The organism is Kribbella sp. VKM Ac-2566 (assembly GCF_004366005.1).
Taxonomy (GTDB): domain Bacteria; phylum Actinomycetota; class Actinomycetes; order Propionibacteriales; family Kribbellaceae; genus Kribbella; species Kribbella pratensis.
The window spans coordinates 531,838-545,476 of the sequence record NZ_SODT01000009.1 but is presented as its reverse complement, the minus strand read 5'-3'; the positions used below and the strand labels follow the sequence as shown (position 1 = coordinate 545,476).

At 70.3% G+C, this 13,639-nt stretch carries 11 protein-coding genes; 4 read left to right on the top strand and 7 right to left on the bottom strand.

The genetic code is table 11. The features are described 5' to 3' along the window. Position 1: 1 nt before the first annotated feature. The 5 genes from EV647_RS14110 to EV647_RS14090 form a co-directional block, all read right to left on the bottom strand. Positions 2–2,128 carry a DUF3488 and DUF4129 domain-containing transglutaminase family protein gene (locus EV647_RS14110; RefSeq protein ID WP_134002843.1) on the bottom strand — a complete coding sequence of 709 codons (2,127 nt, stop codon included), beginning with the start codon at positions 2,126–2,128 and terminating at the stop codon, positions 2–4. After that, on the bottom strand, positions 2,125–3,261 hold the full coding sequence (locus EV647_RS14105; RefSeq protein ID WP_134002841.1) for a DUF58 domain-containing protein: 1,137 nt from the start codon (positions 3,259–3,261) through the stop codon (positions 2,125–2,127). Before EV647_RS14105 ends, EV647_RS14110 begins: the two co-directional genes overlap by 4 nt. Positions 3,262–3,291: 30 nt before the next feature. Then, complete coding sequence (locus EV647_RS14100; protein ID WP_134002839.1) at positions 3,292–4,254, bottom strand: MoxR family ATPase; 963 nt, start codon at positions 4,252–4,254, stop codon at positions 3,292–3,294. A gap of 81 nt (positions 4,255–4,335) precedes the next feature. Continuing rightward, the gene (locus EV647_RS14095; protein ID WP_238177199.1) at positions 4,336–5,604 is read right to left on the bottom strand and encodes a sensor histidine kinase KdpD; all 1,269 of its coding nucleotides are present in this window, start codon (positions 5,602–5,604) and stop codon (positions 4,336–4,338) included. Next, positions 5,601–6,287 carry a response regulator transcription factor gene (locus EV647_RS14090; protein ID WP_134002837.1) on the bottom strand — a complete coding sequence of 229 codons (687 nt, stop codon included), beginning with the start codon at positions 6,285–6,287 and terminating at the stop codon, positions 5,601–5,603. Before EV647_RS14090 ends, EV647_RS14095 begins: the two co-directional genes overlap by 4 nt. Before the next feature lie 53 nt (positions 6,288–6,340). On the opposite strand from EV647_RS14090, the gene EV647_RS14085 reads away from it, so the two are divergent. The 4 genes from EV647_RS14085 to EV647_RS14070 are packed head-to-tail and all read left to right on the top strand — an operon-like array spanning position 6,341 to position 11,473. Further along, on the top strand, positions 6,341–7,939 hold the full coding sequence (locus EV647_RS14085) for an AfsR/SARP family transcriptional regulator (RefSeq protein WP_166680322.1): 1,599 nt from the start codon (positions 6,341–6,343) through the stop codon (positions 7,937–7,939). Beyond that, a complete protein-coding gene (locus tag EV647_RS14080) occupies positions 7,936–9,213 on the top strand; it encodes a type VII secretion protein EccE (RefSeq protein ID WP_134004334.1) in 1,278 nt (425 codons plus the stop codon). The genes EV647_RS14085 and EV647_RS14080 overlap by 4 nt, the downstream gene beginning before the upstream one ends. Beyond that, on the top strand, positions 9,210–9,851 hold the full coding sequence (locus EV647_RS14075; protein ID WP_134002833.1) for a helix-turn-helix transcriptional regulator: 642 nt from the start codon (positions 9,210–9,212) through the stop codon (positions 9,849–9,851). The genes EV647_RS14080 and EV647_RS14075 overlap by 4 nt, the downstream gene beginning before the upstream one ends. Continuing rightward, a complete protein-coding gene (locus EV647_RS14070) occupies positions 9,848–11,473 on the top strand; it encodes a right-handed parallel beta-helix repeat-containing protein (RefSeq protein WP_134002831.1) in 1,626 nt (541 codons plus the stop codon). Before EV647_RS14075 ends, EV647_RS14070 begins: the two co-directional genes overlap by 4 nt. A gap of 87 nt (positions 11,474–11,560) precedes the next feature. Here EV647_RS14070 and EV647_RS14065 read toward each other — a convergent pair whose 3' ends face one another. Together EV647_RS14065 and treZ are read right to left on the bottom strand one after the other, a co-directional pair. Next, positions 11,561–11,749, bottom strand: coding sequence for a hypothetical protein (locus tag EV647_RS14065; protein ID WP_134002829.1), 189 nt, complete (start codon positions 11,747–11,749; stop codon positions 11,561–11,563). A 158-nt stretch (positions 11,750–11,907) separates the two neighbouring features. Beyond that, positions 11,908–13,635, bottom strand: coding sequence for a malto-oligosyltrehalose trehalohydrolase (gene treZ / locus EV647_RS14060; RefSeq protein WP_134002827.1), 1,728 nt, complete (start codon positions 13,633–13,635; stop codon positions 11,908–11,910). Between the last annotated feature and the right edge of the window lie 4 nt (positions 13,636–13,639).

Sequence of the window (13,639 nt, the reverse complement as noted above, 5' to 3'; positions counted from 1 at the left end):
GTCATGCCGAACGCGAGCGGGTGAACAGTGTTCGCAGTTCGAGCGACGCCTGGAACCGGTCGACCCACGGCCGTCCGCGCAACGCCTTCTGCAGCTCGCGAACCCCTGTCCACGCCTCGTTCTGCACATCCGCCGTCGTCGCTCCCCCGGACCACAGCGCCTGATCGACAGCCCGCGCGACCCGAGTCAGCCCGCCCGCGGTGTCCGGGAGCTCCTTCGCCGCATCGGCGAGGTCCCGCACCGTCATACCCGCAGTCACCGGTACGCCGTACGCACGCAACCGGTCACGCGCCTCGGCCCACGCCCCGACCACCGCCGCGCTCCCGCCCCGCCGCCGGCGCCGCGCCGCCCGGACGAACTTCACCAGCGGTACGCCGACCAGCCACAGCAGCAACAGCCCCGCCGACACCGCGAACACCGCGGTCAGCGAGATCCGCGGCAGGATCGGCGTGCCCTTGTCGTCGCCCCGATCGGTCTGCGGCGGGACCTCCGGGTCCTTGATCTTCTCCACCGGCGGTACGGCGGCCCGCGCCTGGCTGGTGATGTCGTCGATCGAACCAGCGACTGTCGTCTTCCCGGTGGCCGCGTCCTCGGCCGGATCCAGTGGCCACCAACCGAGACCTTCGACCGCAACCTCGGGCCAGGCGAACGCATCCGAGTTCCGCAGCGTGTAGTACCCGTCCGCGTCCGGCTTCGCAGGCGCACGGAACCCGACCACCAACCGCGCCGGGATCCCGTTCAGCCGCGCGAGTACGACGTACGCCGCAGCGAACTGCGCGCTCGTCCCCGGCTGCTTGGTCTCGGCCTGTGCACCGCCCGGCTTCTCGTCGAGGAGGAAGCTCTTCAGCTGCGGCCACCCGTACCCGGTCGGCAGGTTCTCCCCGACCGCGACCGTGTAGTTCTGCCGCAGGTACTTCTCCAGGGCGATCGCCGTCGCGAACGTCGCCCGCTTCCCCTGCAACGGATCGATCGACGCGATCTCCGGCGGCACTGCGGGGAGCTCGAGCCCACCTGGTGCGTCCCCGTCGATCCCCGCGTTCAGCAAGTACTGCGCGTCGATGTCCGGCTTCCGCCACGTCAGCGTGTAGTCGTCCGGCCGGCCCGACGACATCAACGTCGCGCCGATCGGCTCCACCTGCGGATCCGTGACACCACTGACCGTTGCCGGCAGCAACTGGCTCGGCAACCACGGTCCGTCCAGATCCTCGAGGCGCACGTTCGCCGACTCCAGCGAGGTCGGCACGGTGACGTCGGAACCCACCTCGGACCCCATCCGCAGGAACGGGTGGTCGGTCGTCCAGTTCGATCCGTCGAAGTCGTCGAGTGCGACCTGCCGCCAGCGATCGACCGGCTTCGAGGCCGTGTACTTGAACACCACCTCGTCGCGCTCCCGCGCACTCAACCGGCTCGCCAGCTCGTCCAGCGGACTCGTCTGCCGTACGCCGGGGGCCGTCGCGGACTGCACCTTCTGCAGCGAGTACGGCGTACGCCCGATCGGATCGATCGTGCTCACGACCAGCCCACACACGATCGCGGCGACAGTCACGACCGCCGTCGCGACCCATGGCGCGATCCGCCGGGACTCGAGGTTCTCGGGGATCAGGAGCGCCACCATGATCAACCCGAGCGCGGCCGCGATCAGTACGGCGCCCCACCCGTCCGCCGCGATGTACAGCTGACTCGCACCGATGACGCCGAGACCTGGAATCAACGCGACCAACGGCGGCGCACGGTCGAGCAGTTCGACCGCGAGCAGGCAGGCGATCAACGTCAGCAGCGGCACGAACACCACGAGCTCGGGATCCGGCCGCGCCGGCCAGGTCGACTCCAGGGTCAATCGCCAGCCTGTCAGCCCGTCCCCGAGCGCCCGGATCGACGCCGCGGTCGGCACTCCGGCGACAGTAGTTGCCCGCAGCACCGTTTCGACGACGGCGAGCAGGCCGCCGAGCACGATCAGGATCGGGCGCCACGCAACGAACCAGTGCCGGCAGATCTCCGTGACGACGAGGGTGATCAGGCAGACCGATCCCACCGGCAGCCACAGGTTGCGCAGGCCGAACACCGGCCCGAAGCACAACCCGCCAACAAGCACAGCGGCGAGCACCGCAATCGTCTGCCGGCGGCTCATTGCAGAACTCCTGTCCACTGCTGCAAGGCTTCCCGGGCGGAGCCGCCGAGGACAACCTGCGCGCTGAGGATCGGCGCGACGCCTTGCGCCTCGCCGAGACCGATGACGGTCACCGACGAGTACCGGCTGAGCAGTGGAGCAAAGTCCGCCGCTGATCCGCGCGCACCGGTGACCACGACGATCGCGCCACCCGCGGACGCTCCGGTGGTCAGCACGCGAGGCACCAGACCAGACTTGTCGTCCATCTGCTCCACCACGCACAGCTCGTCGAGGAACATCCGGGACGCGACGGCGCCGCCGGGAGCAGCGAGGTCGGCGCCGGTCGTGGTCACCAACCGGCAGCGGTGGCCGGCCGTGGACGCCGCGAGCAGGATCGACGCCGCAACCTCGGTCGCCTCCTCGAACGTTGCCTCGGACAACGGCTCGCGCCGCGTGTCGAGCAGCACGGTAAGTCGCGGCTGATCCGGATCGGCGTAGTCGCGGACCATCAACTGCCCGGTGCGCGCGGTCGCCTTCCAGTGCAGGTGGCGGACCTCGTCGCCGACGACGTACGGGCGTACGTCGCGCAGGTCGGCCGATCCGCGCAACGAGTCGTCCGCGGTCCGCCCGACGTGGTGGTGCCGCGGCCGGCCGGCGACCACGGTCTTGGTCGGATGCCGCTTCGGATGCACCCACAACGTCGCGACCTCGCCGGTCGCCTTGCGGTTGCGGGCCAGGCCGAGCGGGTCACGCCGTTCGAGCGTCAGCGGCCCTACCGCGACCTTGCCGCGCCGCAACGTCGGCAGCTCATACCGGTACGTCGCCTCGCTGCCCGGACCGAGCCGCCGGATCTTGACCTCCTGCCGATCGTTCCCTGCCGAGTCGTGCGCGGCGAAGGCGGCCTGCCAACGCGTGCCCTCGTTCCGCACCCGTAGCGTCGCCAGCGCCGGACGGCCTCGCTCGACGCGATCTGGCGACAGCACTCGCTGCACAGTCACCTGCGGTTGCCGCACCGTCAGTACGGTCGCGGCGATCAACGCCCCGACCCCGATCCCGGCGAGTGCGCGAAAGACGGAGTACCCGGCCAATTCGCCCAGCACGTAGGCCGCAATCGACCCGACCAGCACCGCCACCCCGCGTCCCGTCAGCCTCATCACGTCAACCGGTTCTCGAGGGCCAAGGTGTCAGCTCGCGGTTGTGCCGGCTGTTGGCGCCGGTACGGCGGACAGCACCTCGTCGACCACCGACGACGGCGGCCGCTGGCTCAGCTCCGCGTCCGGCGTCAGCACCAACCGGTGTGCGAGCACCGGATGCGCGACCTGCTTGACGTCGTCGGGCGTCGTGAACGCCCGGCCGTCGGTCGCGGCGAACGCGCGGGCCGCGCGGACCAGGGCGATGCTGCCGCGCGGGCTGGCGCCGTACCGGACCGCGGTGTGCTCGCGGGTCGCGGCGGCCAGTTTCACGGCGTACGAACTGATCGCGGGGTCCACGTGGACCGACCGGACGGCGGCGATCGCGTTCCGCAGTGCCGGTACGTCGATGACCGGGCTGAGCGAGTCGGGTCCGACCCGGCCGGTGTCGCCGAGCACGATCCGCACTTCGGCGTCATGGTCGGGGTATCCGATCTCGATCCGCATCAGGAACCGGTCGAGCTGGGCCTCGGGCAACCGGTAGGTGCCCTCCATCTCGATCGGATTCTGGGTGCCGATGACCAGGAACGGATCCGGTACGGCGCGGGTGTTCGAGTCGACCGTGACGCGACGCTCGGCCATCACCTCGAGCAGCGCGGACTGCGTCTTCGGCGTACCGCGGTTGATCTCGTCCGCGACCACCACGTTGGCGAAGATGCCGCCCGGGTGGAACTCGAAGGACTCGGTGCCCTGGTGATAGACCATCACGCCGGTGATGTCGCCGGGCAGTAGGTCCGGCGTGAACTGGATCCGGTTCCAGCTCGCGTCGATACTGCGGGCGATGCACCGGGCCAGCGTGGTCTTGCCGAGCCCCGGCACGTCCTCGATCAGCAGGTGCCCCTCGGCGAACAGCGCGGTCAGCGCCAGCCGGATCACCTCAGGCTTCCCGTGGATCACCTTCGCCAGGTTGTCCGCCACCAGCCGATAAGCCTCGCCAGGCGGAATCGTCGCGCTCATAGATATCTCCCCAGGTGTACGCCGAACTGCACTGAGTGACCCTACTCAGCCCTGGTCCATCCGCCGTACAGAACCGGTCTACTACTGGACGGTAGGCAGCTGGATCTCGAAGATCGCGCCGCCCTCGTCGGCGTTGTAGACCTTCAGGTCGCCGCCGTGGGCGAGCACCACCCAGCGCACGATCGACAGGCCGAGGCCGGTCGAGGCGCCGCCGGTCGTGTACGGCTCGAACAGGTCCGCGCCGACGGTGGGATCGATGCCCGGGCCCTGGTCGGCGACCGTGACCCGGCCGTCGGCGACCGTCACCGTGATGATCGCCAGGTCGGCGCCGGGCACCCGGCCGTGCCGCATCGCGTTGCCCAGCACGTTGCCGATCGCCCGCCGCAGCAGCGTCGGGTCGGCACGCACCATGGTCGGCGCGGTCACCAGCGAGAACCGGGCGTCACCGGTCGGCATGTCCTCGACCACACCGGCGACCAGCTGGTCGAGCCAGACCGGCTGCATCGCGAGGTGCTCCACACCCGCGGCGAGCCGGGCGCGGACGAGCAGTCCGTCGATGATGTCGCCCATCCGCCCGGCCAGCCGGACGGTCCGCGGCAGCAGCTCCGCGCGCTGTTCGGGATCCCGCTGCGCTGTCTCGGCGAGCGCGCGGAGTGCGGCGACCGGCGTCCGCAGGTCGTGGGCGGTCTCGGCGAGCAGCGTCTCCTGTTGCTCGAGAGCGGCCATCGCCGGGCGGATCGCGCGACCGGACAGCCAGTAGCTGATGAGCGCGGCGGCGCCGATCAGGATCGCGCAGACAACGAGCACCGCGATGGTCAGCTGCCGATGCTGCTCCTGCTGTTTCTGCGTGTCCTGCCAGGCGAGTACGGCGCCGAAGTAGTGGCCGTTGGAGTCCTTGAACGGCTCCACCGCGACCCGGATCTGATGCCCGTTGACCGCCTTCCGGTCCGCGGACAGCGGTGCGCCGTTCCGCACCGACTCGGCCGCGAGGTCCGCCAACAGCTTGGTGTCGACCCGCGTACAGCCGCGCGTGCTGAACAGCGGCGTGAAGTCGCTCGGTTTCCCCGGCATGACCGCGAAGTCCGGGCAGTCGGACGCCAACGGATCGGCCGGCACGCGCGCATAGACCAGCGCACCGTGGTTGTCGTCGATCAGCCGCAGGACGGGCTGCGTGACCACGCTCAGGTCGTGGTCGATCCGATCGGCGCCACGTTGCGCGTCGAGGATGATGATCACCGGCGCGAGCACGATGAGAGCGACGGTGTTCGTAGCGGTGAACAGGACGGTCAGCCACCACCGCAGTCGGCGCAGCCGGTCGGCCGACGGACCGCGCATCCCGCGCTGACTCATCCGGCACCACCCGGGCTGTACAGGCGGTACCCCTGGCCGCGAACGGCTTCGACCAGATCCGGACCGCCGCGCAGCCGGTTGCGCAGCCGGGTGATCGTGACGTCGACGACGTTCGACATCGGGCCGTCGCCGTCCCAGCAGTGGTCGATCAGCTCGGCCCGGGTGACCAGCTGCTCGGGCCGCGACATCAGGTACTCCAGCACGCAGAACTCCTTGCCTCGCAGGGTCACCAGCACGCCGGCCCGGTGCACGGTACGGCGGGCGGTGTCGAGCTCCACGTCGGCGTACCTGATGATCGGCGGACGGATGGTCGGGCCCCTCCGGACCAGGCTGAGCACCCGGACGATGAGCTCCTCGACCGCGAACGGCTTGATCAGGTAGTCGTCGCCACCGTGCTCGAATCCGTCCACCCGGTCGGCCAGCGTGTCCCGTCCGGTCAGGAACAGTACCGGCAGGGTCCAGCCCTCCTTCCGGCGACGGCTGACGTAGGCGAGCGAGTCGACCTTCCGGCCGTCGATCTCGAACATCCGGTCGAACACGGCGCAGTCGTACGAGTTCACGAACAGCTTCTCGTCGGCGTCGTCCAGGTCGACCGCCAGATCGACGGCGAGATTGGCGGAGCGGAGCGCCGCCGGGACGGCCACCTGCAGCTCCTTGTCGTCCTCTACCACCAGTACGCGCACGGCCCTCCTCGCGTGTCATCGAAATGTCATCGTCTCCCCGGATCGTATGTGTCATGAACGGTCACGCAGCGCACACACCAGACCGGTTGAGCTTCCGGGTGCTGGGCCCGCTCGAGGTCGACGGGCCCGACGGCCACCCCCTGGACCTCTGCGGCGGCAAGCCGGCGACCGTGCTGACCCTGCTCCTGCTGCACCGCAACGCCTGGGTCAGCACCGAGCAGCTCGTGGACGCGGTCTGGGCCGGCCGGGACGTGCCGGCCTCTGCGCAGAACAACCTGAAGACGTACGTCTGGCAGCTCCGCCGCTCGCTTCCGGAGGAGCGGATCGAGAGCCGGCCGGGTGCGTACCGGGTGCACGTCCTGCCGGGCGAGCTCGACGCCGACGTCGCAGCCGCCCTGTGCGACGAGGCCCGCGAGCTGCTCAGCCGGAAGGATGCGGCGCAGGCAGTCACCGTTGTCCAGCGCGCCCTTAGTCTGTGGCGTGGTGCGCCGTACGACGGTTTGACGGCCGATGCGACGTCGGCGGTGGACCGGCTGACCGAGCTGCACCGGGCGCTCCGCGAGGACCTTGCGGACGCACAACTGCTGCTCGAGCGGCCTGCCGAGGCGATCGCCGTACTGCGGGCGCTGACCGAGGAGGAGCCGCTCCGCGAGCTGGCATGGGCCCGGTTGATGGCGGCGTACCGGCAGGTCGGGCGGCGGCACGACGCGCTGGCGGCGTACCAGCGAGCCCGGACCGCTCTGGTCCGCGATCTGGGGATCGAGCCGTGCGCCGAGCTGACCGCGTTGCACCAGCAGATCCTCAGCGAGGAGTCCCCCGCCGTCCTGCCGACGCCGGTGCCGCCGGTGAGCTCGAACCTGCCGCCGCGGGTCCGCACCTTCGTCGGCCGCGGTCCCGAGCTGCGCGCGCTGCGCGGCGCGACCGGTGTGGTCACGATCGACGGGATGCCGGGCATCGGCAAGACCGCGTTCGCGCTCGAGGTCGCCGCCGCCTCCGGTTTCGAGACCCAGCAGTACGTCGACCTGAACCGTCCCACCTCGTTGCCGCCGGCAACCGGACTGCTGATCCTGGACAACGTCGAGCACGCCGACCAGGTCCGGCACCTGCTCCCGAACGACCCGGGCGCGCTGGTGCTGGTGATCAGCCGCCGCCGGCTCTGCGATCTCGACCGTACGGCGGCGATGACGCTCGACGTACTGGCACCGGACGAGGCCGCGAAACTGACCGACCTCGAGCAGATCCTGAGCTGCTGCGGCGGTCACCCGGGCGCGATCCGGCAGCTGGTCGAGCGGCTGCGCAACCGGCAGCCGTGGACCGTCGCACGGATGGCCGCCCGCCTGGAGGACCAGCAGGCGCGGTGCCAGGCGCTGGGCGAGGTCCTGGCCCGCTTCGACGCTGCCTACGAAGCGCTCCCGGGCGCGGTCCAGCGGCTGTACCGGCTGATCGGGACGACGCCGCGCCTCGACCTGCGCCAGGCGGCCCGGCTCACCGGCACCAGCCAGTCCGACGCCGAGCTGATGGTCGATCAGCTGATGGACCTCAACCTGCTCACCGAGCCGGCCCCGGGCCGGTTCGAACTCCACCCGATCGTCCGCGATCACGCCGGCCAGTTGCTGGTCGTCGCCGGACCCAAAGCGGAGCTGGTCGCATGAGGTCCGCTGCTTACCGCGCGGCGCCTCAGCACGAGGGTGAGGCGCAGTACGCCGGAACCACGACGACCCTTCCGCAGGCGACCGCTGTCGGGATGCCGTTGGCCCAGCCTCGGGTGCAGCAGCCGCCGACGCGCACGCTGATCGCGTCGGTCGGCTCGGTCAAACCGTCCGAACAGAAGCTGCAGCCGGCCGCCGAGCCGCCTGCACCGGCACCGGCACCGGTCGCCGATACCGTCGAGCTACCGGACCGGGCCGTCCGCGTCGGGCAGATCATCTGCTGGCAGCTGGCCGTGGTGGCGGTCGGCGCGGCAACCACCGCGTCGCGGACCGTACTGATCCTGACCTCGGTCGCCGCGGTGTCACTGGTCCTGCTCACAGCGGTCCGCATCCGCGGCCTGTGGCTGTATCGCTGGGCGGGCGTCCTGATCGTGTTCCTGCTGCGGCGGCGCAAGCACGACCTCGGTGAGGACATCGCGGTCCGGTTGGTCAGCACGTTCCACGGCCGGACCTCGACCGACCAGATCGTCGTCCGCGAACAGCCGTACGGCGTACTCAGCCGGCCGTTCGGCGCAAGCGTCGCGCTCCGGATCGGCCCCGACTCTCAGCACCAGTTGCTGCCTCGACTGGGGCAGCTCGCGGAGGCGTCGGACGAGCAGCCGGTCGGCATCGGCGTACAGCTGATCCTGCACACCGGGGTGAAGCAGAACCAGCCCCCGCGGGCGTGGATCGCGGTCTCGGCCGAGCGGACGCCGGACATCGCGACCGACGAGCAGTTGCGGCAGGTGCTCGCCAACACCGTCCGTCGACTCGTACGCCGGCTGGACCGCGAGCAGGTCGAGAACATGCCGCTCGACGAGTCCGACGTACTCGCGTCCCTCGGCGCGCTGGCCCACGCGAACGCCGGCCGCGGACAACTCCAGGAGCGCTGGACCTCCTGGTCGTGCGGGCCGGTCCGGCAGCTGTCCGTGCGACTCGCCGGATCCGCATCCTTGCCGGTAGCAACTACTCACGCGTTGATCGGAACGCTGCTCGGCACCGGGACCGGGGCCGCGCAGACGATCGCCGTCACCGCCACCTCGAGCTCAGCCCACTCGACTTCCGCCCGCCACGACGTCGTACTCCGCCTGGCCGCATCCCATCCGGCCACGCTCGACACGGCGTTCTCCGTCCTGACCACACTCGCCCGCTCCTTCGGGGTCGAGCCCGAACGCCTCGACGGGCGCCACGCCGCCGGCGTCGCCGCCACACTACCTCTGGGGGTCCCTCTCTCATGACTCTACTGATGCTCAACCCGCCCACCGGATATCAGCAGATCCCTGCCCACGGCGGGCTCGCCGAGTTGCTCGCGTCCGCAGAGGACGAGGTGATCACCATGAGCACCCTGGCCGGTCCGACGTTCGGGCCGCGCGAGGTCAAGCACGGCGTGCGCTACCGGGCGATCTTCCCCGACCACGCGCGGACCACGCCGACTGTCGGCCGGCACCTCGGTGCGTTGTCGCTCGCCGGTGTCGCCGTACGGACGATCCCGCAGGTCCCGATGAACGCGATCGTGATCGACCGTTCGGTCGCCGTGCTCCCCGCCGACACCACCAACTGCAGCATCGCCGTACTGCGGCTGACCAGCGTCGTGGTGACCGCGCTGGAGCTGTTCGAGCGGATCTGGCCGGACGCCGTACCGCTGGCCGACCGGGATCTGCCGGACGAGGCAGACCTGTCGCTGCGCGAGCAGGAGATGCTGCGCCTGCTGGCCCTCGGCGCGACCGACGAGGTGGCCGCGGCACATCTGAACATTTCGGTCCGGACGGTACGCCGGATGGTCGCGCAGATCATGAACCGCCTCGGCGCCCGCAGCCGCTTCCAAGCCGGCGTCAAGGCAGCCGACCGCGGCTGGCTTCTCGAGCGCGCCTCATGAGGATTCTGACCGTCGCCGCCGATCGTCCCGGCGCCTATCAGACCGTTGGCTCCGCGCTGCTCGAGGCTCCGGACGGGGCCACGGTTGCGATCGCCGGCGGAACGTACGCCGAGACACTCGAGCTCACCGGGCGCTCGGTGACGCTGCAGGCCGAGGACGGCGCGGACGTCGTACTGGACGGGTCAGGCGCCGACTGGCCGACGATCCGCGCTGTCGACGGCACGCTGACGCTGCGTGGGCTGGAGATCCGCGCGACGGACGGGATCGCGGTCTCGGTCGACCGTACGGCGCTGACGGTCGAGAACTGCACCATCTCCGGACGCACCCGGCCCGCGCTCAGCGTGCACGCGAGTACGTCGTTCCGGATCGAACGCTGCACGGTGCGCGGCGCCGAGACCGGGATCGTGGTCGAGGGCGCCGGCGGGCAGATCCTGGACACGACCGTCCGGGAGATCTCCGGGGACGGCATAGTCGTTGCCCTGGGCGCCGATCCGCTGATCCGCGGCTGCACGATCACCGGCTGCGGCGGGCGCGGCGTGTACATCTACCAGTACAGCCGTCCGGAGCTCGTCGACGTCGAGGTCGGTCAGACCGGCACCGAAGGCATCGGGGTCGCGCACGGCAGTACGCCGACGGTCCGCCGGCCGACCGTGCACGACACCCGCGGCTCGGCGATCACGTTTGCGCCGGGCTGCGGTGGAGCGGTCGAGGGGCTGCGGGCGACGAACACCGCGGAGCCCGCGCTGTCGATCGCGGCGGGCAGCACGGTCGAGGTGATCGAGGAGAGTACGGCGACGGCCGAGAACGGCCCGGTGGACGATCTGCTCGGCGAGCTGGACATGATGGTCGGGCTGCCCGGCGTGAAGGCCGAGGTACGGGCGCTGGTGGACGAGATCCAGGTCAACGAGTGGCGAAGCTCCGCGGGGCTGTCGATCGGCGCGGTCAGCCACCACCTGATCTTCGCCGGTGCGCCGGGGACCGGGAAGACCACTGTGGCCCGGCTGTACGGGAAGCTGCTGAAGGCGCTCGGCGTCCTGCCGGACGGCGGGTTCATCGAGGTGTCGCGGCGGGATCTCGTCGGCCAGTACATCGGGCACACCGCGGAGAAGACCGCGCTGGTCTTCGAGAAGGCGCTCGGCGGCGTGCTGTTCATCGACGAGGCGTACACGCTGTCCCGCGCGGCCGGGAACGGCGACTTCGGGCAGGAGGCGATCGACGCGCTGGTGAAGCTGATGGAGGACCACCGCGACGAGATCGCGATCATCGTCGCCGGGTACACCGCCGAGATGAACGACTTCCTGGCCGCCAACCCCGGCCTGGCGTCCCGGTTCTCGAAGACGATCGAGTTCGAGAACTACAGCGCCGCGGAGCTGCTGCTGATCACCGACCGGATGGTTGCCGGGGGCGACTATCTGCTCGACCCGGCGGCGGGCGCGCCGCTGACGTCGTACTTCGACCGGATCGCGGACGGCCCGAACTTCGGCAACGCCCGGGAGGCCCGCCGCCTGGTCGAGGGCATGCGCAAGGCCCAGTCCCAACGCCTCCGCACTCTCGGGCGCCGCCCGTCGACGGACGAACTCCGCTCCCTCCTGGCCGCGGACGTCATCACCGCCGCCGGCTGATCAGGGCATGCCACAGCGACCGTCGTACGGCGGCCGCTGTGGTGCGATCGGTGACCTGGTCTGGCGGGCCCTGCCACCGGGGTTGTGTCAGTTCAGCGTGTGTTTCGGCACGTCGTGGTCGCGACGGCGCTCGGGGAGTGTTTCGTGCACCGCGTGGTCCGGGGTGCGCGGGGCCGGGCACACGGGGCCGCGGCGAATCGGGCCGCCCCCCAGCTTCCGGCTCTTCCACTGCTTCTCTTCGTAATCGTAGTAGGTGTCGACGCCTCCGACTGTCATCCGGTCCTCCCGTCAAACCCCCCGTCCCCTGCTGGCTCATCTACAGTCCGTCAGGAGAGCCCTGGCAGCAAGCGATTCCGGAAATCACCACGGATCAACACGCTCGAACGCCGTCTTGTGTTGGTTTGACCCACAAACGTGCTCTTGTCGAGAAAGTCTCAGACGGCGAGGATCGCGACACCGTGAGCCGGCAACGCGACCCCGGCGCCGGTCAGCTCGGCCCCGGCGAATGACATCACCAGGTACTCCGGGAGCGCGTCGACCGGCACCACCGCCTCGGACGCGGTCAGGTTCACCACCACCCGCAGGCTGCCGCGGGTCACCACCAGCCACGCCCCGGCCGGGTCGAACGCGACCCCGACGGACTCGAGCCGGTCGTCGCGCAGCTCCGGCATCCGGGCCCGGAACGTCAGCAGGTGCCGGTACCAGGCGAGGACGTCGCGATGCGGCGCCTCGTCCGGCTCGGACCAGTCGAGCACCGAACTCCGCCACGTCTGCGGATCCTGCGGGTCCGGGATCTCGTCCGCGTCCCAGCCGAACTCCGCGAACTCCCGCCGCCGTCCGGTCCGCACCGCGTCGGCCAGCGCGGGCTCGGCGAAATCGGTGAAGAACCGCCAGGGCGTCGAGGCGCCCCATTCCTCACCCATGAACAGCATGGGCGTGTACGGCGAGGTCAGCACCAGCGCGGCGCCGATCGCGAGCTGTCCCGGCGTCAGCGCCGGACGGTCGCCGAGCGCCCGGTTGCCGACCTGGTCGTGGTTCGACGTGTAGACGAGGAACTCGCCACCGCGGTGTTTGCGTGGATCGACCGGCCGGCCCCAGTCCTTGCCGCGGAACGTCGAGTACTCCCCGTCGTGCAGGAACACCCGCGTCAGCGTCTTCGCGAACACCGCCGGATCGCCGAAGTCGACGTAGTACCCGAACCGCTCGCCGGTCAGCAGGGCGTGCAGCGCGTGGTGGAAGTCGTCGCTCCACTGCGCGGTCATCCCCATCCCGCCTTGCGCCACTGGCTCGACCGTGCGCGGGTCGTTGAGGTCGGACTCGGCCACCAACCCCAGCGGGCGTCCCAGGTCCTCGGACAACGCTGCGGTCTCTGTCGAGAGCTGTTGGAGGAGGTGGGTCGGGCTGTCGTCGACCAGCGCGTGTACGGCGTCCAGCCGCAGTACGTCGATGTGGAAGTCGCGGAACCAGCGCAGTGCGTTGTCGCAGATCCACCGTCGTACTTCGGTACTGCCCGTGTCGTCGAGGTTCACCGCGGGGCCCCACGGGGTGGAGTGGCGAGTGGTGAAGTACGGACCGAAGCTGTCCAGGTAGTTCCCGCTCGGGCCGAGGTGGTTGTAGACGACGTCGAGACACACAGCCAGTCCGGCGTCGTGACACCGGTCGACGAACCGCTGCAGTGCTTCCGGGCCGCCGTACGGCTCGTGCACGGCGTACAGGTCCACACCGTCGTACCCCCAGCCGTGTACGCCGGGGAACGCGGCTATCGGCAACAGCGAGACCACCTCTACGCCGAGCACAGCCAGGTAGTCCAGGTGCTCAGCTGCGGCCTCCAGCGTGCCTTCCAAGGTGAACGTACCCAGGTGAAGCTCGTAGAAGACAGCACCGCGTACGTCGCGACCTGTCCAGCTGTCGTCGGTCCACTCGAAGCGGGCGGCGTCGAAGACCCGGCTGAATCCGTGGACCCCGTCCGGCTGCCAGGGACTGCGTGGATCGGGTAGCGGGTCACTGCCGTCGACGGAGTACGCGTAGTCGGTGCCGTGGTGTGCCTCGACCACCTGTCGTTCCCACCAGCCGTCGTCGACGGAGCGCATCGGCAGCACACCGTCCCGCAGGACCAGGTCGACGTTGGTCGCCTCGGGTGCCCAGACTCGGAAGGTGTGCATGGCT